Source organism: Lysobacter sp. A421, from assembly GCF_054052145.1.
Genome location: NZ_JBSVRL010000002.1, coordinates 797,977 through 822,755 on the forward strand (window position 1 = coordinate 797,977; position 24,779 = coordinate 822,755).

Sequence of the window (24,779 nt, forward strand, 5' to 3'; positions counted from 1 at the left end):
CACGACCGGGGCGACCGTCGGCTATCGAGCGCACCGGGCGGATCCGGGAGCGCATCGGCCCCTTGGTATCCAAGCCTTGCGTCGGCCCCGCAGCGAACCGACGGCTGCGGGGCGGAGTCCGTCAGCCAATCACCCGCGGCCGGCAAGCCGCTTGAGGGCCAACGGCTTGGGAGCAAGCGCTGCGTCAGCCGTTGGCTGCCCGTCCAGACGGAACACCGACACCGCCTGAATGAGCTGCCCAGCCTGTTGCGCCATGCTGCCCGCGGCCATGCTGGCATCGTCGACCACCCGGGCGTTGTGCTGGGTCGCCTCGTCCATCTCGGTGATGGTCTGGCCGACCTGCAATATCCCCGCGGACTGCTCCTGGGACGCGGTGGAGATCCCGGTGATGATGTCGGTCACGTGGCGGACGCTGGTGACGATGTCGCCCATCGTCCGGCCCGCCCGGTCGGCCAGCGCCCTGCCGCCAGCGATCTTGTCAACCGAGTCCTCGATCAGGCCCTTGATCTCCTTGGCCGAGGCCGCCGAGCGCTGCGCGAGCAGGCGAACCTCCGAGGCGACTACCGCGAAGCCACGGCCCTGCTCGCCGGCCCGTGCTGCTTCGACCGCGGCATTGAGCGCGAGGATATTGGTCTGGAAGGCGATGCCGTCGATGACCCCGATGATCTCGGCGATCTTGTTCGAGGCGGACTCGATGCCGTGCATCGTGCTGACCACCTCGCCGACGACCTCACCTCCTTGCGTCGCGACCTCCGCCGCGGCGACCGACAGCTCGCGTGCCTGGCCGGCGTGCTCGGCGTTGCGGCGCACCGCTTCGGTCAGTTGCTGCATCGAGGCGGCCGCGGTCTCCAGGCTGGCTGCCTGTTGCGCCGTGCGCTGCGACAGGTCGTTGTTGCCGGTGGCGATCCCGGTCGCGGTGTCACTGATCGCCTGCGACGACTGCTGGATACCGCCGACGATGCGCGCGAGTTGCTCGGCCGTGGTGTCGGCATCGCTGCGTATCTGCGCGAATACGCCATGGAAATCGCCTTGCATGCGCGCGCCGAGGTCGCCGCGGGCGAGCGCGCCGAACAGGCGCGATACTTCCGACAGGCTGCCGGCGTTGGCATCGAGCAGGCCGTTGAGCTGCCCCGCCAGTTGCAGGAAGAACCCGTGCTTGCCCTCGGTGGCGATGCGGCCGGAGAGGTCGCCCGCGGCCGCCGCGCGCACCACTTGCGCTACCTCTTCCTCCACCGCTACCTCGGCGGTGCGGTCGTACCACTCCACCACATACCCCTGGCGTTGGTCGTCGGCGTCGATGACCGGACTGATGGTCAGGCGCATGATCCGGCCGCCGACCTCGATCCGGGTCTCATGGCTGCCCGCCAGCCCGGCCAGCAGACCGGCCTGATCCTCGGGGTGGCGATGGAACGTGTCGATGCTGGTGCCGACCAGGTGGTCGATATCGAACTCCGGCAGATCCCGGCGCAGCGCTTCCTGCGCGTCGCCAAGCATCCTCAGCAGCGGACGGTTGACGTACACGATGGTGCGGTCGCTGTCGGCGATCATCACGTTGGCGGTGACGTCGTCCAGCGCGGTACGGATGCGCAGGTTCTCCGAGCCCAGGGCGCGCTCGCTTTGCAGGCGTTGCTGGAGTTGCAGGCTGCTGCTCTGCAGCGCCTCGGCGAGCGAGGCCCGGGGGAACGTCATCGCGGCGACATCGGCGGCTAGCGGACGCTCGTTGGCCAGGTCGATCGCCACCCTGGTCAACTGCTCGGGTGCATGGCCCAGACACAACAACTCGCGACGCATCTGCACCGCCATCACCACCAGCAGGCCGGTTTCCGCGACCACGTAGGCCGCATGCAGCACGACGATGCCGAAGCCGCTGCCGGGCGGGAAGGTCGGGAACGGCAGGCCGCGGGCCTGCAGGTAGAAGAACACCACGTGGTGCACGGCGATCGCCGCCGCGGCGACCACGATCGGTACCCAGTCGCGGTAGTACAGCAGCAGCGCGATCAGCAGGATCACGCCGAAGTGGACTTCGACCATGCCGCCGGACTGGTGGATCATCACCGCCGACAGAACCATCAACACGAGCGCCACGCTCACCCGGCTGAGGCGGGTACCGGGGAACAGCGCGACCTGGCACGCGATGAGCGCGACGCTGGGCACGGTGATGGCGAAGAAGGGCTGCCACTGCCCGTGGTATCCGGCCAGCGCCGCGGATACCGCGCCCAGCAGCAGGCCGACTCCCACGAACAGGCGGTCGGCGCCGGCGGCCAGTTGCTGCAGGTAGGCGTATCGCTCGGGTCCCACCCAGTGCGGCATTGAATTTGTGGACATCGTGATGTCTCCCATGACTTGGCGGGCTTGGTTCGGCAGGCTGTCAGCAGCGACAGCCAGCGGCGGAGATAAAAGCGGCCGGCGGCTCGCGCAGCAGGCCGGGCAACAGGGCGGCGACGGCAATTCCGTGGCCGCCGCAGAGATCGTCGAACCGCAACGGCCCGGCGTACACCAGCTGCGAGCGGGCATCCAGCACCACCAGCTCGAACGGCAGGGCTGGAGATGCCGGCATCGCACCCAGGTCGACGAGTTCCAGTTGGGCCTGCATCAGGGCCTGCTCGGTGGCGGCCCAGCCGGCGTTGCCGCAGGCGCAGGCTGGTGCGGGCATGCGCACCGCGATGCCGGCGCCCGCGGCGGATCGCAGTTGGCCCGTTGCCTGCAACCAGTCAACGATGAATGCGGCATCCGGCAGTGGTTGCGATCGGGGGGCATAGAGGGCAGCGAAGGCGGGGATCACGAAACCCAGCCAGAGTGCGAGCAAGGCAGCCCCCAGCCATGGTGTCGCCGTCACGACACGAAGATGCCACCGACTACCCGGGTCAATCATCCCCATACCCATGCCTCCCCACGGCTGCTTGATGGATATCGGCAGCAAGGGAAAAATCTTGAATCTCCGGGTGCTGCGGCGTCGGATGGCACGTTCCGGCGCGAGGGCCGATCAGGCCCCGTAAAGCGCATCCGTGCACACGGCTGTGGCCACCCGCGTGCCAGCATTGGGTGGACGCGGTCGCTGGAAAGTGCAGGCAATGCTTGAACCCGGCTGCAACGATCCGCACTTCCTTTGCATCGTGGCCTTGTCGGCCGCCCGTACATGAGGAATTCCACCATGCGAATGGACAAGCTCACATCGCGCTTCCAGCAGGCGCTTGCCGACGCGCAGTCGCTGGCGGTCGGGCGCGACCACAACGTCATCGAACCGGCGCACCTGCTGGTGGCGCTGATCGACCAGTCCGGCGGCAGCACCCGACCGCTGCTGTCCCAGGCCGGCGTCAACGTGCCGGTGCTGCGTGAGCGGTTGGGCGAGGCGCTCGACAAACTGCCGACCGTCTCCGGGCAGGCCGGCAGTGTCAGTGTCGGCAATGATCTATCGCGGCTGCTCAACCTGACCGACAAGTACGCCCAACAGCGCGGCGATGCGTTCATCGCCAGCGAGTTGTTCGTGCTGGCCGCGCTGGAGGACAGTGGCGAGACCGGGCGCGCGCTGAAGGCCGCCGGTGGCGACAAGTCCCGTCTTGAGGCGGCGATCGAGAAAGTCCGTGGAGGCGAAACCGTGCAATCCGAAAATGCCGAGGACCAGCGCCAGGCGCTGGAGAAGTACACCATCGACCTGACCGCGCGCGCCGAGTCCGGCAAGCTCGATCCGGTGATTGGCCGCGATGAGGAGATCCGCCGCACCATTCAGGTGCTGCAGCGCCGGACCAAGAACAACCCGGTGCTGATCGGCGCGCCCGGCGTCGGCAAGACTGCCATCGCGGAAGGCCTGGCCCAGCGCATCATCAACAACGAAGTGCCCGAGGGCCTGCGCGGCAAGCGCGTGCTCAGCCTGGACATGGGCGCGCTGATCGCCGGGGCGAAATTCCGTGGCGAGTTCGAGGAGCGCCTGAAGGGCGTACTGAGTGATCTGGCCAAGAACGAAGGCCAGGTGATCCTGTTCATCGACGAGCTGCACACCGTGGTGGGTGCCGGCAAGGCCGAGGGTTCGATGGACGCCGGCAACATGCTCAAGCCGGCACTGGCACGCGGCGAGTTGCACTGCATCGGCGCGACCACGCTGGACGAGTACCGCAAGTACATCGAGAAGGATGCCGCGCTGGAGCGCCGGTTCCAGAAGGTACTGGTCGATGAGCCGAGCGTGGAGGACACCATCGCGATCTTGCGCGGGTTGAAAGAGAAGTACGCCGTCCACCATGGCGTGGAAATTACCGATCCGGCTGTCGTCGCCGCGGCGACCTTGAGCCACCGCTACATCGCCGACCGCCAGCTGCCCGACAAGGCGATCGACCTGATGGACGAGGCGGCCAGCCGGATCCGCATGGAGATCGATTCCAAGCCCGAGGAGCTGGACCGCAAGGAACGCCGGCTGATCCAGCTGAAGATCCAGCGCGAGGCGCTGAAGAAGGAAAAGGACGCCGCCAGCAAGCAGCGTCTTGCCGACCTGCAGGCCGAGATCGACGTGTTGGAGCGGGAGTTCAACGACCTGGAGGAAGTCTGGAAGGCCGAGAAGGCGATGCTGCAGGGCGCGACGAAAATAAAGGAACAGATCGAGGCCGCCAAACTCGAGCTGGAAGCCGCACAGCGCAAGCAGGACTTCGCGAAGATGAGCGAGATCCAGTACGGCCGCCTGCCGGAGTTGGAGAAGCAGGCCAAGGCCGCGCACGAGGCCGAGACCCGGGGCTTCACCCTGTTGCAGGACAAGGTCACCGCGGAGGAGATCGCTGAGGTGGTCAGCCGCTGGACGGGCATTCCGGTGTCGAAGATGCTCGAAGGCGAGCGCGAGAAACTACTGCAGATGGAGCAGCACCTGCACACCCGGGTGGTCGGCCAGGACGAGGCGATCAAGGTCGTGTCGGATTCGGTGCGGCGCTCACGCGCGGGCTTGTCGGACCCGAACCGGCCCAGCGGCTCGTTCCTGTTTCTGGGGCCCACCGGTGTCGGCAAGACCGAGCTGTGCAAGGCGCTGGCGGAGTTCCTGTTCGACAGCGCCGACGCGATGATCCGGATCGACATGAGCGAGTTCATGGAGAAGCATTCGGTCAGCCGTCTGGTCGGTGCGCCCCCGGGCTATGTCGGCTACGAGGAAGGCGGCTACCTCACTGAGGCGGTGCGGCGGCGGCCATACAGCGTGATCCTGCTGGACGAGGTCGAGAAGGCGCACCCGGATGTGTTCAACATCCTGCTGCAGGTGCTCGACGACGGCCGCCTGACCGATGGCCAGGGCCGCACGGTCGACTTTCGCAATACGGTGATCGTGATGACCAGCAACCTGGGCAGCCAGATGATCCAGGAGATGGACGCCGACGACACGCCCGAGGGCTACACCCAGATGAAGGCCGCGGTGATGGGCGTGGTGCAGAGCCACTTCCGCCCGGAGTTCATCAACCGGCTGGATGACATCGTGGTGTTCCATTCGCTGGACAAGCAGCAGATCCGCGAGATCGCCCGGATCCAGCTGCACGGTCTGGACAAGCGGCTGGCCGAGCGCGGGTTGACGCTCGAGTTGTCCGACAGCGCGCTGGCGCTGCTGGCCAATGTCGGCTTCGATCCGGTGTATGGCGCACGGCCGTTGAAGCGGGCGATCCAGCAGCAGCTGGAAAACCCGTTGGCGACGAAGATCCTGTCGGGTGAGTTCGCCAGTGGTGAGGTCATCCACGTGGATGCCGAAGGTGGTGGGCTGGTATTCCGGAAGGGGTGAGCGGCTTCGGTGTGCGGGTGCTGGCTCCGGGGTAAGGCTTCGGTTGGGCGGGTGTCGGGCTGCGGGGGCGATTGCTCCACCCCTCGGTCAGGGCGTCCTGCCCTGACTCGGGGCCGCAGGCCCGCTTCGCGGTCCGGCCCGGCGCAGCGCGCCGGGCGTTCACGGGGCCCGCGCGGCAATGCCGCGCAAACGGGCCCCGCTCACCCATGGCCTGCTTTCCGCAATACCCCACACCCCGACACCCGCGGACAGTTGCGCTGGCTCCGGGGAGGAAAGCGGTTCGCGTTACCGGTTGACGCCCAATCGGTGAGCGATGAGATCGGTCGATCACGAGACAGTTGCTTAACCCTTGCCGTCATTCCCGCGAAGGCGGGGATCCATGGACGTTACGTGCCCGAAGATCAAAGTCCATGGATCCCCGCCTTCGCGAGGATGACGAGCAAAAGCCGAGTTTCCAGCCTTGTCTCTGCTCTTGTTTCCACCGGCCGACGACAATCAATGACCGACGCGGCGTCCTGTTGGGGTATTGCGTAGAGCGGACATGGATGTCCGCGGCGGCGAGTCGGCCATGGATGGCCGATCGAGCCGAGGAGCAATACCCCGACAGGGCGTCGCTGCTTCCGAAGCCAGAAACCAAGCCCGCTTTCTCTCAGTCACCAACCACCAACCACCAACCACCAACCACCAACCACCAACCACCAATCACCAATCACCAATCACCATTCCGGTTCGCGGTCGCACGTAAAAAAGCCTCCCCGCCAATGAGGCAGGGAGGCTTCGTTTCACACACGTGTTGCGGAGGGTCTTACCAGCGGTAGCCCACCTTCGCGTACATGTAGGCGCCGTTGAAGCCGAACGGCGAGGCCGAGTTGTACGGGAACTGGCCGCTGGTCGAGTTGCCGAAGATGTTCTCCTCCGGATATTCATTCAGCACGTTGTCCCCACCCAGGGTGAAGCTCCAACGATCCAGGTGATAGGTCGCGGCCAGGTCGACCAGCCACTTGGGGTCGTAGGTCTGGTCGTTGTCGGCGTTGTTGGGCGTGGTCTCAAAGCTGCCGTAGCGCGTCGTGCCGGCCAGCAGGGTCCAGTCGCCCAGGTTCCAGGTGCCGTTGAGTACGAACTTGTCGCGCGGGAAACCCTTCTCGATCCGGCCCTGTTCGGCGCGGTCCAGTCGGTCCAGGTCCAGACCACCGGTCTCCAGCTCCGGCGGATTGGGCGCGATGCGGGTGATCTCGGTTTTCGAGTAGTTGTAGCCGGCGGTCACGTCCAGGGTGCCGGCGGCCAGGTCCCAGCGGTAGCTGCCGAGGACGTCGATGCCGCGGCTGCGGGTGTCGATGGCGTTGGTGAAGTAGCGACCACCGGTGACGCCGAAGATGCCGCGTGCCTCGAGGAAGTCGCGCACATCATCACCGGTGAGGTTGGACGAGAGCACGATGCGGTCGTCGACGTCGACCTGGTAGGCATCGACGGTGACGTACAGGCGGTCCACCGGCTGCAACACCACGCCAAGACTGTAGGACAGCGACTCCTCCGGTTGCAGTGGCTCGGCACCCAGGGCCTCGGCGATCGGGCTGGAAGCCGGGAAGGTGCGGATCTCGAACGGGTCGCTGATGCCGGCGATGAAGGTGGTGCTGGTGGTCTGGAAGTTCTGCTGCGACAACGATGGTGCGCGGAAGCCGCTGGAAACGGTGCCGCGCAGGGCAACGGCGTCACTGAACTCGTAACGCCCCGACAGCTTGAAGGAGGACTGGTTGCCGAAGTCGCTGTAGTCCTCGTAACGCACCGCAGCGCCACCGGAGAAGCGATCGGTGAGGTCGGCCTCAAGGTCGGCATACAGCGCGTAGCTGTCGCGCGAATAGTGGCCGGCATCGCTCGGGCGGTAGCCCGGAAAGCCCTGCGCACCCGAGGCGATAGGCTGCGGCAGCGGTCCCTGGCTCCAGGAGTCCGGCTCACCCGGGGACTGGTTCCATTTCTCTTCGCGGTACTCGGTACCCATCGCGAAGTTGACCGGGTAGGCCAGGCCCCAGTCGAACTGGCGGCTGAGGTCGAGGTTGACGATGTTCTGGGTCGTCTCCAGTGCGCCGGCGAAGAACGACGTCGGTGAATTGGGCCCAAGGCTGGCGTTGAGCGAGTTGCGGGTGAAGAACTCGAGGTGGTTGTAGCCGTAGTTGTAGCTCAGGTCCCAGGCCCAGCCGGCGGTGTCGCCGCGCAACCCGGCCACCAGTGAGCGGTCATTGGCGATGTTGTTGATCTGCGGCACGAAGCCGTCGGGATGGATCGAGGGAATGTTCTGGTTGGGGTTGCCCGGTGCGCGGAAGAAGGCGAACGAAGTGATGTCGCGTTCGCTGGCCATGCCGAAGGCGTACAGGTCGATGGTGTCGGTCAACGGGATCTCGGAGTTGGCCGAAAACGCCCAGTGCTCGACGGACGGATCGCCATAGACAAAGGCCTTCTGGCCGAGCTCGGGTTGGGTCGGGCTGGGTGTGCCCGCGAAAGGACGCGCGCGATTGGTGAAGTCCTGCTCGCCGAACTGTCCGGCCAGGTGCAGGAAACCTTCCTCGCCGATCGTGATCCCGGCATCACCGGAAACCTGGTGCTGCTTGCCGTCGCCTGCGGAGTACTGGCCGTAGCTCGCATCCAGGCTACCGCCGCTGCCGGCCCCCTTGAGGACGATGTTGACCACCCCGGCAATGGCATCGGAGCCGTATTGCGCCGAGGCGCCGTCGCGCAATACCTCGACCCGCTCGATCGCCGAGACCGGGATGGCGTTGAGGTCGACCGGGGACGAGCCGCGACCCTGGCTGCCGTTGACGTTGAGCAGCGCGGTAGTGTGGCGGCGCTTGCCGTTGACCAGCACCAGCACCTGGTCGGGTGCGAGGCCACGCAGCTGTGCCGGCCGGATCGCGCTGGTGCCGTCGGTGACCGCCGGACGCGGGAAGTTGAGCGATGGCAATGCCCGCGACAACGCCGTGGCCAGCTCGGTGGTGCCGGTGGCCCGCAGCACCTCCGGGGTGATGATGTCGATCGGTGACGCCGACTCGGCGATGGTACGGCCGGTCACCCGGGTGCCGGTGACGATCACCTGGTCAAGCGTGGTGGCGTCGTCGACCGGGACGGGCGCGGTCTGGGCAAAGGCTCCGGGAGCGGCGAGTGCAATGGCGATGGCCAGCGGCAGGCGGGTCGGGGTCATGGTGGGTTCTCGGGGGAAGACCGCAATGGCGGCGTTCCCTTGATTAACCCGAAATTAACGCTCCCGTCAAACCATCTTGATGGAACGATGGAAGTCCGTTACTGGAACGATCGGCCGGGCCTGCGCGCAACCAGGTGATCAGGCCCGATGGCCGTCAGGCGCGGCTGGTCCGTGGCAAGTGGTGATCACCCCGATAAGCCGGGGTCGCAATCACCATCTCGGCCAGGCTGTGGGCAAGTTCGCGCTCGGCCAGCACCACGCCGTCGGCGCCACGCTCCAACAGGTGTTTGACCTCCGCATCACTGTGCGCTCGTGCCAGCAAGGTCAGTGACGGGTTGATGGCGCGCAGCTTGGCCATGGTCTCGCCCGCTTCCAGCGGCTGCGGGATCGCCAGGATCGCGATGGTGGCACGCTCGGGGTGGGCCTCTTCCAGTACCAGGTCGGCGGCCGCACTGCCGCGGATTGCCGGGATGCCCGCGGCGTGCGCGCGTTCGACGTGGTGGCTGCTGTCGTCGATGACGATCACCGGTATGTCGTGGCCACGTAGCAGCTTGACCAGCTCGGTGCCGACGCTGCCGAAACCGATCACGATGGCGTGATCTCTCAGGTCCAGTGATGGGCCGGGCAGGGGTCCGGTTTCGACCTGCTCCTCGGCCAACCGGATGTGCCTGGCTTGCCACCGATCGACCAGCACGAAGATCAGCGGGTTGAGCATGATCGTGATCAGGGCGCCGGCCAGGACCAGGTCCTGCGCTTCCTCGTTCATGATCTGCAATGTGACGCCGAGACCGGCAATGATGAAGGCGAACTCGCCGATCTGCGCCAGGCTGGCGGAGATGGTGAGGGCGGTGATGTTGGGATAGCCGAACGCGCGCACGATCACGTACGCGGCCGCGGACTTGCCGAACAGGATGATCAGCACCGTCGCCAGCACGTGCAGCGGCTGCTCGATCAGGATCATCGGGTCGAACAACATCCCGACCGAGACGAAAAACAGCACCGCGAACGCATCGCGCAGCGGCAGCGAATCACTGGCGGCCTTGTGGCTGAGCTCGGACTCGTTGAGCAGCAGGCCGGCGAAGAATGCGCCCAGTGCAAACGAGACCCCGAACAACTCCGCAGAACCGTACGCCACTCCCAGCGCGATCGACAATACCGACAGGGTGAACAGCTCGCGCGAGCCGGTACCGGCGGTGCGTTCCAATACCCAGGGGATCACCCGCCGGCCGACCACCATCATCACCGCGACGAAGGCCGCGACCTGCACCAGGGTCAGGAAGATGGCCACCACGATGGAGCCAAACGTGTGGGTTTCCGCACCGGCGGTGGGATTGGTGATCTCGGCCAGCACCGGCATCAGCACCAGCGCTATCACGCAGGCCAGGTCTTCCACGATCAGCCAGCCCACCGCGATCTTGCCGCGGTTGGTGTCCAGCAGGCGGCGGTCCTCCATCGCCCGCAGCAGCACCACGGTACTGGCGGTGGCGAGCGAAAAACCGAACACCAGTCCGTGCACGGTCGACCAGCCCATCAGCGCGGCCAGGCCCCAACCGAGCAGGGTGGCGACGGTGATCTGGACCATGGCGCCGGGGATCGCGATCCACTTGACCGCCATCAGGTCCTTGACCGAGAAATGCAGGCCGACGCCGAACATCAGCAGCATCACGCCGATCTCGGCCAGTTGGTTGGCCAGGCCCTGGTCGCCGACGAAGCCGGGCGTGAACGGGCCGGCAACGATGCCCGCCGCCAGGTAACCCACCAGTGGGGAGAGCCGCAATCGATTCGCCAGCGCGCCGAACAGGAATGCCAGCAGCAGCCCCACGGCGATGATGCTGATCAGGTCGGTTTCGTGCGGCATCAGGACTCCATTGGGCTTAGCCGGTCAATCATGTAGGCCGTTGCCGGATCAGGCAAGCGATAACCTCGGCAGGTCGAGCCTGCACCCGTACAATGACCGCATGATTGCTTTCAAGGATTTTGCCCTCCGTCGCGGCGAGCGGCTGCTGTTGTCCAAAGTCGACCTGGTCCTGCAGGCCGGCTGGCGGGTGGGCGTGATCGGCCGCAACGGCAGCGGGAAGTCATCGTTGTTCGCCGCATTGCAGGGCCAGTTGGAAGCCGACAAGGGCGATCTGGGTATTCCCAGCCGGGTCCGCATCGCCAGCGTCGCCCAGGAAACCCCGTCGCTGCCGGACCCGGCGCTGGACTTCGTGCTGTCGGGAGATGCGCTGGTGCACGCGGCGATCCAGGCCGAGGCGCAGGCGGTCGCCAATGAGGATTGGGAGGCGGTCGCCACGGCCCACCACCGGCTCGAGGAGCTCAATGGCTACGACGCCAGCGCGCGCGCCGGCAAGTTGCTGCATGGCCTTGGGTTTGCCGCCGATACGCACGGACGTGCCGTCAGCACGTTCTCGGGCGGCTGGCGGGTGCGCCTGAACCTGGCCCGTGCGCTGATGACACCGTCGGACCTGTTGCTGCTCGATGAGCCGACCAACCATCTCGATCTGGATGCGGTGCTGTGGCTGGAGCAGTGGTTGTTGAAGTACCCCGGCACCTTGCTGCTGATCAGCCATGACCGTGAGTTCCTGGACGAAGTCACCAACCACACCCTGCACCTGCATGACGGCAAGGCCAAGCTGTATGCGGGCAACTACACCGCCTTTGAGCGCCAACGCGCCGAGCACCTGCGCCTGCAGCAGATCACCCATGTGAAGGCGCAGGCCGAACGTGCCCACCTGCAGAGCTTCATCGACCGGTTTGGCGCCAGCGCGACCAAGGCCAAGCAGGCGCAGTCGCGGGTCAAGCGCCTGGCCAAGATGGCCGGCACCGAGGCGGTACGGATCGAGCGCGCGCTGCGGATCGAGTTTCCGGCCCCGGCCAAGCTGCCGCATGCGTTGTTGCGCCTGGCGCATGCCGACTGCGGCTACGTTGCGGCCGCACCTGCAAAAGCGCGGGGAGTCACCACCATCCTCCGCGACGTCGGCTTCATCCTCGAAGCCGGCGACCGGGTGGCCTTGCTCGGCCCCAACGGTGCCGGCAAGTCGACGTTGGTCAAATCACTGGTGGGCGATCTGGAGCTGCTGGCCGGGGAGCGCCATGGCCATCCCGACCTGCGGATTGGTTACTTCGCCCAGCACACGGTCGAGTCGCTGCGTGCCGGCACCAGCGCGATCGACCATATCGCCGATATCGCACCGGGCGTGGCCACCCAGCAGTTGCGTGACTTCCTCGGCAAGTGGAATTTCCCGGGTGACCGCGCGTTCGAGACGGTCGATGTGTTCTCCGGCGGCGAGCGCGCGCGCCTGGCGCTGGCATTGATCGCCTGGCGCAAACCCAACGTGCTGTTGCTCGATGAGCCCACCAACCACTTGGACCTGGACATGCGCGAGGCACTGGCCGAGGCGCTGGCGGTGTTCGAGGGGGCAATCGTGCTGGTCTCGCATGATCGGCACTTGATCGGGCTGGTCTGCGACACCTTCTGGCGGGTTGCCGACGGCGTCGCCCAGCCGTTCGACGGCGATCTGGACGAATACGCGAGCTGGTTGCGCACGCGCGACAATTCCAACGATGGTCAGGGCCGGCCAGCGTCCGCTCCGGCCGCTGACCAGGCGGCGATCGCGCCCCCGCCAACCAAGCCGCGCAAGGGCAAGGCCAATCCGTACAAGCTGGCCAAGGCCGAGGCCAGCGTGGCGGAGTTGGAAGCGCAGTTGACGGCGCTGGAAGCCGAGTTGGCGGACCCGGCCGTGTATGCAGACGGCGGTGCCCGCGGCGTGGAGCTGGGCAAGCAGCAGGTACAGCGACGCGCCGAGCTGGAACAGGCCGAAGCCGAGCTGTTGGCCTTGTACGAAGCCGACGCCGCATAAAACCAACGCCAAGTCGACGTGTAAATTTCGGGCTTGTCCGACTCCCGATCGCGGCTGAAGCCGCTACTACAGTCCGTCGACGTTAATCGCGCCAGAAGTTAATCGCGCAGGAAGTATTCCACCGTGGTCACCACCCGCACCCGCTTGACCTGCGGGCTGCTCTGGTCACGGTCGGTGATGCTGACCACGCCCTGGTTGGCGCTGCGGATACCGCCCAGGCGCGAGTCGGAATCCTTGGCGAATTGCACCGCGGAATCACGCGCGGCGGCGGTGGCTTCGGCAATCAGTTCCGGTTTGATGTCGTTGAGCTTGGTGTAGTCGAAGTCCGGTGCGCTGCCTTCGCCGATCATCACGCCCTGGCCGACCAGCTCACCGCTGCGGCGGAGCACGCTCAGCGCCTTGGGTACATCGTCGGTACGCAGGCTCACCGTGGTCGAGTAGCGGTAGCGCTCCGGTGGCCGGTTGTCGCCGTAGGCCCACGCCCAGCGATCTTCCAGCCGCGGCGGAGAGACCACGATTTCCTCGGGTTTGAAGCCGGCGTCGGTGAAGAAGTCGCGGATGGCGGCGGTATTGGTTTCCAGCTGGCGCTGGACCTCGGCCAGATCGTTGCCACCGACGCTGTGCGGCAGCGGCCAGACCACCCGGTCGGCCTCGACGGTCTTCTCGGCCGAACCCTTGACGGTGACGTAGCGGTCGGCGGTCTTCAGCCGTTCCATGCCCTGGCCGGCCAACCAGCCGGCACCGGCCACGCCGAGGGCCAGCAGGGCGGCGGCAATCACAAGGGTGGCGCGCGGCGGATGAGTGGGCATCGGTAGGGCTCCAGGACACGTGGAGCGGCAGCGTACCCGAATCGGGTGAACGCGGCATGGAGGCGGCAAGCATCAGTCGAGTTGTGACCGGGGGTTGCCAGTGGCGGCGACCTGCGCCGACCATGCGCCGGAAGCATTCATTCCTCGCCACCGGCACGCGCATGACCAACGAGTTGATCTACCTGCTGTTGATATTCGGTTTGCTGGTGATCCCGCGCGCGCTGCAGCGCTTCAAGGTCCCCGCCCCGATTACCTGCCTGCTGCTGGGCGTCGGGGCGATGCTGCTGTGGGCCGACCGCGTCCACGACCCGGTCATCGTGCTGTTGTCGACGCTGGGGATCTCGTCGTTGTTCCTGTTTGCCGGACTGGAAGTCGAGCTGGCGTCCCTGCGCAAGGGGCTGGGCGGGCTGACGGTTTACCTGCTGATGCGGGTGGTCTCGCTGAGCGCGGTGAGCTGGCTGGCGTGGCGTTACCTGGATCTGGACTGGCAGCCGGCGGCGCTGGTGGCGCTGGCATTGCTGACGCCCTCGACCGGTTTCATCCTCGATACCCTGGAGCGGCTGGGCCTGAACCCGGAAGAACGGTTCTGGGTCACCAGCAAGGCGATCGCCGGCGAGTTGCTGGCGCTGGCGGTGCTGTTCGTGGTGCTGCAGGCCGACGATCCGGTGCAGTTGGGGATCTCGTCGCTGGTGATGCTGGCGATGCTGGTCGGGCTGCCGTTGCTGTTCATCGCGCTGGGCCGCTGGGTGGTGCCGCATGCGCCGGGCTCGGAATTCTCGTTACTGGTGATGGTCGGGCTGGTCGCCGCGTTCATCACCTTCAAGCTGGGGGTGTATTACCTGGTGGGCGCATTCGTGGCCGGGCTGGTTGCCCGGCTGCTGCGGGTGCGCATGCCACGACTGGCCTCGGACGAGAATATCCACGCATTACGGCTGTTTGCCACTTTCTTCGTGCCGGTCTATTTCTTCCACGCCGGTACCGAGATCACCCGCGATGCGCTGACGTGGGAGGCGGCGGGGCTGGGCGTCCTGCTGACCGTGGTGTTTGTTCCGTTGCGGGTCGGACTGGTGTGGTTGCAGCGCCGGCTGATGTTTGGCGAGGCTTACAACAGCAGTTTGAAGGTCTCCGTCGCGCTGGCGCCGACGCTGGTGTTCACCCTGGTGATCGCCACCATCCTGCACCAGCAGTTCCAGATATCCGGGACCCTGTTTGGCGGGTTGATCCTCTACACCACCCTCAACACCCTGCTGCCGTCGCTGGTGCTGCACTCGCCCTTTGACGTCGACACCATCGAGCCCGGTTCCCGGCAACACCCGGAAGACCGCATGCGTGCAGAGCCGACGCCGAACGGTTATCCGCCGGCGACCAAGACCTGAGCGCAGCGGTGCAACCGCGATCGAACCGTCGCCGCCTTGAGTTGCCGGGATGCGTCCCCAATATCGGGTTGGCTTGGGCCGTCTGGCCCCTTCCGTGTTGGCCGGGTCGCCAATTCCGCTTTGCCAGTGCATTGCCCAACCCCAAGGTCACGTCTCCATGCCGATCTATGCTTTCGAGTGCGCTGCTTGTGGCCACGATTTCGACCGCCTGCAGAAGTTGTCCGATGCCGATCCGACCGATTGCCCGGAATGCGGCAAACCGCAATTGACGCGGCAGTTGACCGCGCCCCAGTTCCGTCTGTCCGGCACCGGTTGGTACGAGACCGACTTCAAGAAGGACGGCGAGAAGAAGCGCAACCTGGCCGGTGATGGTGGCAAGGACGCGACAACCACCGACGCCAAGTCCGACGCCAAGAGCGAATCCAAAGCCGACGCGAAGCCTGCAGCCAGTGCGGCCACGGCCAAGCCGGTGGGAAACAAGCCAGCGGCTGGCTGATGGTTGTGGGCCGTTGCCGGGCGACGCAGCGCGATGGGCTGTCGCGGTGCCGGGTGTGACATCGCGCATTGCGCCACTAAACTAACGGGCCAGCCGGTTCGTGCCGGCGTGCCACTGCTGAACCGGAGCCTCCATGCGTACCCATTTTTGCGGCCTGATCGATGAATCCATGATCGGCCAGACCGTTACCTTGTGCGGCTGGGCCGATGTCGCCCGCGACCTTGGCGGCCTGTGTTTCATCGACCTGCGCGACCATGAGGGCATCGTCCAGGTGGTCGCCGAGCCATCGGATGCGGCCGGCAACGCGGCTGTCATCGCTGCTGCCGGGCATGTGGGTTACGAGGATTGCCTGCGCGTCACCGGCGTGGTGCGGCAACGCCAGGCGGTCAACAACAAGATCCGTACCGGCCAGGTGGAAGTGGTGGCCGCGGCCATCGAAGTGCTCAACAAGGCCGAGCCGCTGCCGTTCCACGCCCATGAGAACCCGGGCGAGGACATTCGCCTGAAGTACCGCTACCTGGACCTGCGCACGCCGGAGATGCAGCGCAAGATGCGCACCCGGACCAAACTGGTGCAGGCGCTGCGACGCTGGCTGGACGCGCGTGACTTCCAGGATATCGAGACCCCGATCCTGACCAAGGCGACGCCCGAAGGCGCGCGCGACTTCCTGGTGCCGGCGCGGATGCATCCGGGTGAGTTCTACGCGCTGCCGCAGAGCCCGCAGCTGTTCAAGCAGATCCTGATGGTGGCTGGCTTCGACCGCTACTACCAGATCGCGCGCTGCTTCCGCGACGAGGCCCTGCGCGCCGACCGCCAGCTCGAATTCACCCAGCTCGACATGGAGTTCGCCTGGGTCGAGGAGCGCGACGTGCAGGACACCGCCGAGGCGCTGATCTGTGAGGTGTTTCGCGAGGTCATGGACGTCGACTTGGGCGAGTTTCCGCGCATCACCCATGCCGAGGCGATGCGCCGCTTCGGGTCTGACAAGCCGGACCTGCGCATCGAGATGGAATTCACCGACATTGCCGCTCTGGTCAAGGGCTGCGAGTTCAAGGTGTTCACCGACTGGGCCAACGCCGAGGACGGTCGCGTGGTCGCGCTGCGCGTCCCGGGCGCGGCGAAGCTGTCGCGCAAGCAGATCGACGAGGTCGGTGCGCACGCGGCCAAGTACGGCGCCAAGGGCGTGGCGTGGATGAAGGTTGAAGACCCGGCGAAGGGCCGCGAGGGCGTGAACTCGCCGATCGCGAAGTTCCTCGACGACGCGACCCTTGCCGCGATCCTGCAGGCGACCGACGCGCAGGCCGGCGACCTGATCCTGTTCGGCGCGGCGAGCTACAACACTGCCTCGGACTTCATGGGCGCGGTGCGTCTCAAGCTGGGCAAGGACCTGGGGCTGGTGCGCGAAGGCTGGGCGCCGTTGTGGGTAACCGATTTCCCGATGTTCGAGTGGGACGCGGAGGCCAGTCGCTACGTGGCCCTGCATCACCCGTTCACCGCGCCGGCGGTGGATGACGTCGCCGAGCTGAAGGCGAACGCGAAGACCGCGGTTTCGCGTGGCTACGACATGGTGCTCAACGGCAACGAGATCGGCGGTGGTTCGATCCGTATCCACCGCCCGGCGATGCAGTCGGCGGTGTTCGAGCTGTTGGGTATCGATGCCGAGGAAGCGCAGGCCAAGTTCGGTTTCCTGCTCGACGCGCTCAAGTACGGCGCGCCGCCGCATGGCGGTATCGCGTTCGGCATCGACCGTATCGCCGCGCTGATGGCCGGCACCGAGTCGATCCGCGACGTGATCGCCTTCCCCAAGACCACCGGCGCGCAATGCATGATGACCGGCGCGCCGTCGCCGATCCCCGACGCGCAACTGGCCGAGGTGCATGTGTCGGTGCGGCCGAAGCCGGCCAAGGCCGACGAGCCCGCGGCAGGCTAGATGGGCGCCAGTCCCGAGAATGCCGTCCCGGTCATCCGCCGCGCGACGCCGGCCGATGCCGCGGTGTTGTCGCAGCTGGCCACGCGCACGTTCGTCGAGACGTTCGGCCATCTGTATCCGGATGCGGACCTGCAGGCGTTCCTGGCCGAGAGCTATGCGGTCGAACGCCAACGCACGATCCTGGCCCATCCCGACTACGCGGTCTGGCTGCTGGAGCGCGAAGGCGAGGCGATCGGGCATGCCGCAGCCGGTCCGTGCGGCTTGCCGCATGCCGCGGCCCGTCCCGACGATGGCGAGCTCAAGCGCCTGTACCTGGTGCAAGGTGAACAGAACGGCGGCTGGGGCGGCCGGCTGTTCCAGATCGCCCTTGACTGGCTGCAGCGCGATGGCCCGCGCACCCTGTGGATCGGGGTGTGGTCGCAGAACCTGGGTGCGCAACGCTTTTATGCGCGCCACGGTTTCGAGCACGTGGGCGATTACGAGTTCGCGGTCGGCAGCGTGCGCGACCACGAATTCATCCTGCGCCGGCCTGCTGACTGGACCGGCTGAGATCGGCACCCCTCGCTGAGATCGGCACCCCTCGCTGAGCCGACACCCCTGCAAGGAGACTCTGAGCAACTCGCTTTTGATCGTCACACCCGCGTTTTTGATCGTCACACCCACGTTTTGATCGTCACACCCGCGTTTTGATCGTCACTCCCGCGCAGGCGGGAGTCCAGGGACGTTCCCACTCAACGGGTTAAAGTCCATGGATCCCCGCTTTCGCGGGGATGACGATAATTCGCGGGGATGACAACAAGTGCCCAGGCATTCCCCCCTAAACCTCGGCGGAGACGCACGCATGCTCACCAAAGAACAAGCAAATGCTGCAGCGGACGTACTGCTCCAGGACATGCAGTCCAGACAAGAGGCTAACGCTGCAAAACGGGCTGATCGCCGGCAGTCGCTTGCAGACCGCAAATGGATCGCTGTTGGCGGGCTTCTCGGGCTCACAGCGGGTGGCATCATCGGCAGCTACTTCTTTGGCCAGACCTTTCCGTCAACGTTCGTTGGCCTCGTCATCGGCGCGCTACTTGGCAAAATGCGGGATGGGCGCGACGCCTGACAGTTCGCTCAAGCCGAACCTGCTTCGCAGGCCGGTTCAACTCAGACGCCAAGCAGATCACCCGCGAGGAACACGCCATGACCTTCCCGATCACCGCTGTGCTGATGTTCGCGCTGTCACTGGGCCTGGCAGGCTGTGTTACCACGCCGGTCATCAGTAGCGGCCCCGGGCAGCTGGCCGATGTCGGAGCGGTGCAGGTCGCGTGGCATGACCCGGCCGGGTTCCGGGAGATCGCCCGTGGGCAGGACCGGGTCGACAGGCTGCGCGGCGTCTCGGCGCGACAGTTGGCGCAGTACCTGCGTAGCGAGGCTGGGCACCGGTTGCCGCCGGGCGAGCGATTGCAGGTCACGTTCATCGACATCGACCGGGCCGGCGGGTACGAGCCCTGGCTTGGTTCGCGATATGACGATGTGCGGATCATGCGCGACATCTACCCGCCGCGGATCCGGCTGGAGTTCCGGCATTCGGGTGCGGACGGCCAGATAGTGGCCGAGGGGGAACAGCAACTGGTCGGCAGCGATTACCTGTCGCGGTCCGTCAGCCATCGCAACAGCGACCCGCTGCGGTACGAGAAACAGCTGCTCGATGACTGGCTGCGGAGCCGGTTCAAGAGATTGTGATGGCTGATTCAGGTGGCGCTGCGGCGGATCAGGTCGGCGCGGAGCAGGGCGCCACGACAGCGACTGGGCGACGGGTGGTGCTTCTGCATGGGCTGTGGATGCCGCGGTTGTCGATGCAGTGGCACGCCCGGCGGTTGCGTCGGGCCGGCTTCAGTCCTGTTCTGGTCGGTTACGCGGGCATTGCCGGCGGCCCCGAGGCGGCGATATCGCGGTTGCGAGCGGCGTTGCGCGAGCCCTGCGACATCCTCGCCCACAGCTTGGGCGGGCTGATCGCGGTGCAGGCGTTGGAGCGGGATCCGGCGTTGCCGGTACGGCGGGTGGTCTGTCTGGGCTCGCCGTTGTGCGGCAGCGCGGCGGCTCGCGGGATGGGTCGGTTCGGTATGGGCAGTGCGTCACTGGGACGCAGCGCGGACCTGCTGCGCGATGGGTGTGGGCCATGGCAGGGGCCGGCGCAACTGGGCGTGGTGGCCGGCAACCTTGGCCTCGGGTTGGGGCGGGTGTTTGGCCGCTTCCCCGACGGCAACAACGACGGCACCGTCGCGGTGGATGAAACCCGGCTGGCTGGCGAGTCCGACCACATTGTGTTGCCAACCAGCCACAGCGGCATGTTGCTATCGCCGCAGGTGTCCGCTCAGGCCATTCATTTCCTCGCCCACGGCCGGTTCGAGCATTGACGGCATCCCGCCGAAGATTCCCGGTTCGAGTAAAGTAGCGGGCTGATACAGCACACTTAATGGAACTTTTCATGGGTAGGGGACCGTCAATCGAGGGTCGCAAGAACGCCTCGGACGCCAAGCGCGGCAAGATTTTCACCAAGCTCATTCGCGAGATCTCGGTTTCCGCGCGAGCTGGCGGCAGTGACCCGGCGAGCAATCCGCGCCTGCGTACCGCGATCGAGAAGGCGTACGCCGCCAACATGACCAAGGACGTGGTCGAGCGGGCGGTCAAGAAGGCCAGCGGTGAGCTGGAAGGCGTCAACTACGAAGAGATCCGCTACGAGGGCTATGCCCCGGGCGGGGTCGCGGTGATCGTCGACTGCCTGACCGACAACAAGGTCCGCACCGTCGCCGATGTGCGCCATGCGTTTGGCAAGTTCGGCGGCAACCTGGGCACCGACGGATCGGTTGCTTTCATGTTCCACAAGGTGGGCGTGCTGGGTTTCGCTGCCGGTGCGGACGAGGACGCGATCACCGAGGTGGCAATCGACAGCGGCGCCGATGATGTCGTGGTGTATCCGCCCGATGGCGCGATCGACGTGCTCACCCCGGCCGACGCATTTGATGCGGTGAAGGCGGCAATGATCGGCGCCGGGCTGGAGCCTGCGCACGCCGAGGTCACCTTCCGCGCCGACAACGATATCGTGGTCGAGGGCGAGACCGCGCAACAGGTGGTCAAGCTGCTGGACTGGCTGGAAGACCTGGACGATGTGCAGGCCGTCTACTCCAATGCCGATCTGGGCGAGGACGCCTACGCCTGACGGCGTAAGCTGGCGACGTGATCAGAATCCTGGGTATCGACCCCGGTTCCCAGCGAACCGGCATCGGCGTGATCGACGTGGCCCGCGATGGACGTTGCAGGTTCGTCCACTGCGAGGCACTGAAGTTGCTTGACGCGCCCGACTTCCCGTCGCGGCTGGGCTTGCTGTGCGACGGCCTGGAGCGGGTGCTGGATGAGTGGCAACCGCATCAGGTGGCGATCGAGACCGTGTTCATGGGCAAGTCGGCGATGTCGGCCTTGAAGCTCGGCCATGCGCGTGGCGCGGCCCTGGTGACGGTGGTGCGGCGCAAGCTGGTGGTCAGCGAATACGCGCCGCGGGTGATCAAGCAGTCGCTGGTCGGTCGCGGCGCGGCCGACAAGTTGCAGGTGCAGCACATGGTCCGGCTGCTGTTGAACCTGGCCGACAGGAAGCTGCAGGCCGATGCCGCGGATGCATTGGCGGTCGCACTCACCCATGCTCACATGAGCGCAACCGCGATCCGCACCGGATTGGGCGTGGCTGATTTACGGAGACGTGGCACATGATTGGCAGGCTCAAGGGAATCGTCATCCACAAGCAGCCACCGTGGCTGGTGGTGGACGTCAACGGCGTGGGTTACGAGTTGGAGGCGCCGATGAGCACCTTCTACGACCTGCCCGAACTGGGCCGCGAGGTGTCGCTGTTCACCCATTACGCGCAGAAGGAAGACAGCGTCTCGTTGTACGGCTTCCTGCGCGACTCGGAGCGACGCTTGTTCCGCGAGGTGCAGAAGGTCAAGGGCATCGGCGCGAAGATCGCCCTGGCGGTCCTGTCCGGGGTCAGCGTCGATGAGTTTGCACGCATGGTCCAGGCCAGCGACGTCACCGCGCTGACCCGGGTCCCGGGCATTGGCAAGAAGACCGCCGAGCGCATGGTGGTGGAACTTCGCGATCGCGCCAGCGACATGACCGGCGGTGACGGCGTGGTCATTTCGGGTGGGGATGTGCCCCGCGATCCGCAAAGCGAGGCGGTGATCGCCTTGCAACAATTGGGTTACAAGCCCGCCGACGCGGCCCGCATGGTGCGCGAGGCGGCAACGGAGTCCGACGCCGACGCTGCCACCATCATCCGTAAGGCGTTACAGTCCGCGCTTCGCTGAGGCGCCGTAGCCTCGCCAACGGCGCAGAACCGAGCACCCGATGTCCCTACCTGCGATCAAGTCAGTGAGCAGAAAGACTGCCCGTGATGGCCACGACAAGCCCGGGATGGCCGGCCTGGTGGTCGGTGCGATCGGGGTGGTGTTCGGCGATATCGGTACCAGCCCGCTGTACACGCTGAGGGAAGCCTTCAGCCCGCACTACGGCCTGGTCGCCAACCACGACACCGTGCTGGGCATCCTGTCGCTGGTGTTCTGGGCGCTGATGCTGGTGGTCACGCTGAAGTACGTGACGATCATCATGCGGGCCGACAACGAGGGCGAGGGCGGCATCATGGCGCTGATGGCGCTGGCCCAGCGCACCCTGCCCAAGGGCTCCAGGTCGGCCTACCTGGTCGGCGTGATCGGGGTGTTCGGTGCGGCGCTGTTTTTCGGCGACGGAGTGATCACCCCGGCGATATCGGTGTTGTCCGCACTGGAGGGCCTGGAGGTCGTCGCGCCCGAGTTGGGCGCCTGGGTGGTCCCGTTGACGATCGTGGTGCTGGTGGCCCTGTTCGCCAGCCAGCGGTTCGGCAGCGCCCGGGTCGGCAAGGTCTTCGGCCCGATCACCGGCCTGTGGTTCATCACGCTGGCGGTGCTGGGCGTGGTCAACATCCTGCACGAGCCGGAGGTGCTGCACGCGATCAACCCCTGGTGGGCGGTCAACTTCTTCGTCACCCATCACTGGGGCGGGGTCTTCATCCTTGGCGCTGTAGTGTTGGCGGTGACCGGCGGTGAGGCCATCTACACCGACATGGGCCATTTCGGCGCCAAACCGATCCGTTATGCCTGGTATTACTTCGTGCTGCCGGCGCTGATGCTGAATTACCTCGGGCAAGGCGCGCTGGTGCTGGAAGACCCGGCCGCCATCCGCAACCCGTTCTTCATCGGCGTGCCGGAGTGGGGCCGGATCCCGATGATCGTGCTCGCCACCGCGGCCACGGTGATCGCCTCGCAGGCGGTCATCACCGGCGCGTTCTCGATCACCCGCCAGGCGATGCAACTGGGCTACATCCCGCGCATGCGGATCAAGCACACCTCCAGCGACACCATCGGCCAGATCTACATCCCGCTGGTGAACTGGTCGATGATGCTGGTGGTGATCGCGCTGGTGCTGGCGTTCGGCAGCTCCTCCAACCTCGCCACCGCCTACGGCATCTCGGTCTCGGGCACGATGCTGATCGATACCCTGTTGCTGGCCCTGGTGGCTCGCGCGCTGTGGCCGAACTGGCGCTGGTGGGTGCTGCCGTGCTGCGCGCTGTTCCTGATCGGCGACATCGCCTTCGTGATCGCCAACGGCGTCAAGCTCCTGCAGGGCGGCTGGTTCCCGCTGGCGCTCGGGATCGTCCTGTTCATTCTGTTGCGGACCTGGCGGCGTGGCCGCGAATTGCTGCGCGAGGAAATCCAGAAGGGCGGCATCCCGTTGGACAGCTTCCTGCCGGGGCTGATGCTGGCGCCGCCGGTGCGGGTGCCGGGCACGGCGGTCTTCATGACCACCGACAAGGGCGTGGTCCCGCATGCGCTGATGCACAACCTCAAGCACAACAAGGTGTTGCATGAGCGCAATGTGTTCCTGACCGTGGAGACGCTGTCGGTGCCGTACGCGCCGATCGACAAGCGGTTGAAGATCACCGAGATCGGCGACGACTTCCACCGGGTGTTGATACGGTTCGGGTTCATGGAAACGCCGGACGTGCCGGTGGCACTGATGCGCAGTTGCGACCAGGACGGGATCTATTTCGATCCGATGGATACCACCTATTTCGCCAGCCACGAAACCGTAGTGGCCGCCGCGCACCGCGGAATGCCGGTATGGCGTGACCGCCTGTTCGCGTTCATGCATCGCAACGCGGCGCCGGCGACGAGCTTCTTCCGTATCCCCGGTAACCGATTGGTCGAGCTGGGGGCGCAGGTCGAGATCTAGGCCGTCCGCCATGCGACCATAGACGGATGAATGACGAGCGCATCATCGCTGCGGACCAGGCCTTCGGCGATGACGCCGTGGAGGCATCGATTCGCCCCAGGCGGCTGGACGAATACCTGGGCCAGGTCCCGGTCCGCGAGCAGATGACGATCTACATCGAGGCGGCCAAGGGGCGTAACGAGGCGCTCGACCATGTGCTGATCTTCGGGCCGCCCGGCCTGGGCAAGACCACGCTGAGCCATGTCATTGCCAATGAGCTGGGGGTCGGGTTGCGGCAGACGTCCGGGCCGGTGATCGAGAAGGCGGGCGATCTGGCCGCTTTGCTGACCAACCTGCAGCCGTTCGACGTGTTGTTCATCGATGAGATCCATCGGCTGTCGCCGGCGATCGAGGAGGTCCTGTATCCGGCGATGGAGGACTACCAGCTGGACATCATGATCGGCGAGGGTCCGGCCGCGCGGTCGATCAAGCTGGACCTGCCGCCGTTCACCCTGATTGGCGCGACCACCCGGGCCGGACTGCTGACTGCGCCGCTGCGCGACCGTTTTGGCATCGTCCAGCGGTTGGAGTTCTACAGCGCCCAGGAGTTGACCCGGATCGTGCGGCGCTCGGCGGGGATCCTCGGGATTTCCTGCACGCCGGAGGGCGCGGCGGAGATCGCCAGGCGCTCGCGCGGAACCCCTAGGATTGCCAATCGGCTGCTGCGACGGGTGCGTGATTACGCCCAGGTCCGCGCCGGCGGTGATATCGACCTGGACACCGCCGGTGCCGCGATGGCGATGTTGAAGGTCGATCCGGAGGGCTTCGACGAACTGGACCGGCGTCTGCTGCGGACCATCATCGAGTCCTTCGACGGTGGTCCGGTCGGGGTCGAGTCGCTGGCTGCCGCACTCAGCGAAGAGCGCGGCACGCTGGAGGACGTGATCGAGCCGTACCTGATCCAGCAGGGGTACCTGATCCGCACCGCCCGCGGCCGGATGGCCTCGCCCAAGGCCTACCAGCATGTCGGGCTGACCCCGCGCGGCAAGGATGGGGAACTGTTGCGCTCAATGCCGGTCGGAACCAGCGATGACCAGTAGCG

At 66.1% G+C, this 24,779-nt stretch carries 19 protein-coding genes; 14 read left to right on the forward strand and 5 right to left on the reverse strand.

What is annotated here, in order from left to right; all coding sequences use genetic code 11:
• Positions 1-129: 129 nt before the first annotated feature.
• Both ACW7G6_RS09075 and ACW7G6_RS09080 read right to left on the reverse strand, forming a co-directional pair.
• The gene (locus tag ACW7G6_RS09075; protein WP_456998083.1) at positions 130-2,325 is read right to left on the reverse strand and encodes a methyl-accepting chemotaxis protein; all 2,196 of its coding nucleotides are present in this window, start codon (positions 2,323-2,325) and stop codon (positions 130-132) included.
• Between the two features lie 43 nt (positions 2,326-2,368).
• The gene (locus tag ACW7G6_RS09080) at positions 2,369-2,836 is read right to left on the reverse strand and encodes a hypothetical protein (protein WP_456998084.1); all 468 of its coding nucleotides are present in this window, start codon (positions 2,834-2,836) and stop codon (positions 2,369-2,371) included.
• A gap of 315 nt (positions 2,837-3,151) precedes the next feature.
• Between ACW7G6_RS09080 and clpB the strand changes: the two genes are divergently transcribed.
• Positions 3,152-5,737 carry an ATP-dependent chaperone ClpB gene (gene clpB / locus ACW7G6_RS09085; protein WP_456998085.1) on the forward strand — a complete coding sequence of 862 codons (2,586 nt, stop codon included), beginning with the start codon at positions 3,152-3,154 and terminating at the stop codon, positions 5,735-5,737.
• Between the two features lie 805 nt (positions 5,738-6,542).
• On the opposite strand, the gene ACW7G6_RS09090 is transcribed toward clpB, so the two are convergent.
• A complete protein-coding gene (locus tag ACW7G6_RS09090) occupies positions 6,543-8,927 on the reverse strand; it encodes a TonB-dependent receptor plug domain-containing protein (RefSeq protein ID WP_456998086.1) in 2,385 nt (794 codons plus the stop codon).
• A gap of 154 nt (positions 8,928-9,081) precedes the next feature.
• Complete coding sequence (ybaL, locus tag ACW7G6_RS09095; RefSeq protein ID WP_456998087.1) at positions 9,082-10,785, reverse strand: YbaL family putative K(+) efflux transporter; 1,704 nt, start codon at positions 10,783-10,785, stop codon at positions 9,082-9,084.
• Positions 10,786-10,885: 100 nt separating this feature from the next.
• Here ybaL and ACW7G6_RS09100 point away from each other — a divergent pair, with 100 nt between their 5' ends.
• Complete coding sequence (locus ACW7G6_RS09100) at positions 10,886-12,787, forward strand: ABC-F family ATP-binding cassette domain-containing protein (protein ID WP_456998088.1); 1,902 nt, start codon at positions 10,886-10,888, stop codon at positions 12,785-12,787.
• Between the two features lie 98 nt (positions 12,788-12,885).
• Here ACW7G6_RS09100 and ACW7G6_RS09105 read toward each other — a convergent pair whose 3' ends face one another.
• Positions 12,886-13,596, reverse strand: a complete 711-nt coding sequence (locus ACW7G6_RS09105; RefSeq protein ID WP_456998089.1) for an SIMPL domain-containing protein — start codon at positions 13,594-13,596, stop codon at positions 12,886-12,888.
• A gap of 161 nt (positions 13,597-13,757) precedes the next feature.
• Between ACW7G6_RS09105 and ACW7G6_RS09110 the strand changes: the two genes are divergently transcribed.
• From ACW7G6_RS09110 to ruvB, 12 genes are all read left to right on the forward strand, one after another.
• Positions 13,758-14,972 (forward strand): cation:proton antiporter, encoded by a 1,215-nt coding sequence (locus ACW7G6_RS09110; RefSeq protein ID WP_456978377.1) that lies wholly within the window; start codon positions 13,758-13,760, stop codon positions 14,970-14,972.
• A 157-nt stretch (positions 14,973-15,129) separates the two neighbouring features.
• Complete coding sequence (locus ACW7G6_RS09115; protein WP_456998090.1) at positions 15,130-15,468, forward strand: FmdB family zinc ribbon protein; 339 nt, start codon at positions 15,130-15,132, stop codon at positions 15,466-15,468.
• Positions 15,469-15,601: 133 nt separating this feature from the next.
• Positions 15,602-17,398: an aspartate--tRNA ligase gene (aspS, locus tag ACW7G6_RS09120; protein ID WP_456998091.1), complete on the forward strand. Its 1,797-nt coding sequence runs from the start codon at positions 15,602-15,604 to the stop codon at positions 17,396-17,398.
• Positions 17,399-17,947, forward strand: coding sequence for an N-acetyltransferase family protein (locus ACW7G6_RS09125; RefSeq protein ID WP_456978380.1), 549 nt, complete (start codon positions 17,399-17,401; stop codon positions 17,945-17,947). It abuts the gene before it with no gap.
• Between the two features lie 292 nt (positions 17,948-18,239).
• Positions 18,240-18,503 carry a hypothetical protein gene (locus ACW7G6_RS09130; RefSeq protein ID WP_456998092.1) on the forward strand — a complete coding sequence of 88 codons (264 nt, stop codon included), beginning with the start codon at positions 18,240-18,242 and terminating at the stop codon, positions 18,501-18,503.
• Positions 18,504-18,580: 77 nt separating this feature from the next.
• Positions 18,581-19,123, forward strand: coding sequence for a DUF3016 domain-containing protein (locus ACW7G6_RS09135; protein ID WP_456998093.1), 543 nt, complete (start codon positions 18,581-18,583; stop codon positions 19,121-19,123).
• Positions 19,123-19,797, forward strand: a complete 675-nt coding sequence (locus ACW7G6_RS09140) for an esterase/lipase family protein (protein ID WP_456978383.1) — start codon at positions 19,123-19,125, stop codon at positions 19,795-19,797. The genes ACW7G6_RS09135 and ACW7G6_RS09140 overlap by 1 nt, the downstream gene beginning before the upstream one ends.
• A 71-nt stretch (positions 19,798-19,868) precedes the next feature.
• Positions 19,869-20,600, forward strand: a complete 732-nt coding sequence (locus ACW7G6_RS09145; protein WP_456978384.1) for a YebC/PmpR family DNA-binding transcriptional regulator — start codon at positions 19,869-19,871, stop codon at positions 20,598-20,600.
• 17 nt (positions 20,601-20,617) lie between these two features.
• The gene (gene ruvC / locus ACW7G6_RS09150; RefSeq protein ID WP_456978385.1) at positions 20,618-21,145 is read left to right on the forward strand and encodes a crossover junction endodeoxyribonuclease RuvC; all 528 of its coding nucleotides are present in this window, start codon (positions 20,618-20,620) and stop codon (positions 21,143-21,145) included.
• Entirely contained in the window at positions 21,142-21,738 is a 597-nt protein-coding gene (ruvA, locus tag ACW7G6_RS09155; RefSeq protein ID WP_456998094.1) for a Holliday junction branch migration protein RuvA, read from the forward strand. The genes ruvC and ruvA overlap by 4 nt, the downstream gene beginning before the upstream one ends.
• A 106-nt stretch (positions 21,739-21,844) precedes the next feature.
• A complete protein-coding gene (locus ACW7G6_RS09160; protein ID WP_456978834.1) occupies positions 21,845-23,698 on the forward strand; it encodes a potassium transporter Kup in 1,854 nt (617 codons plus the stop codon).
• 26 nt (positions 23,699-23,724) lie between these two features.
• Positions 23,725-24,777, forward strand: a complete 1,053-nt coding sequence (ruvB, locus tag ACW7G6_RS09165) for a Holliday junction branch migration DNA helicase RuvB (protein ID WP_456998095.1) — start codon at positions 23,725-23,727, stop codon at positions 24,775-24,777.
• Positions 24,778-24,779 lie beyond the last annotated feature (2 nt).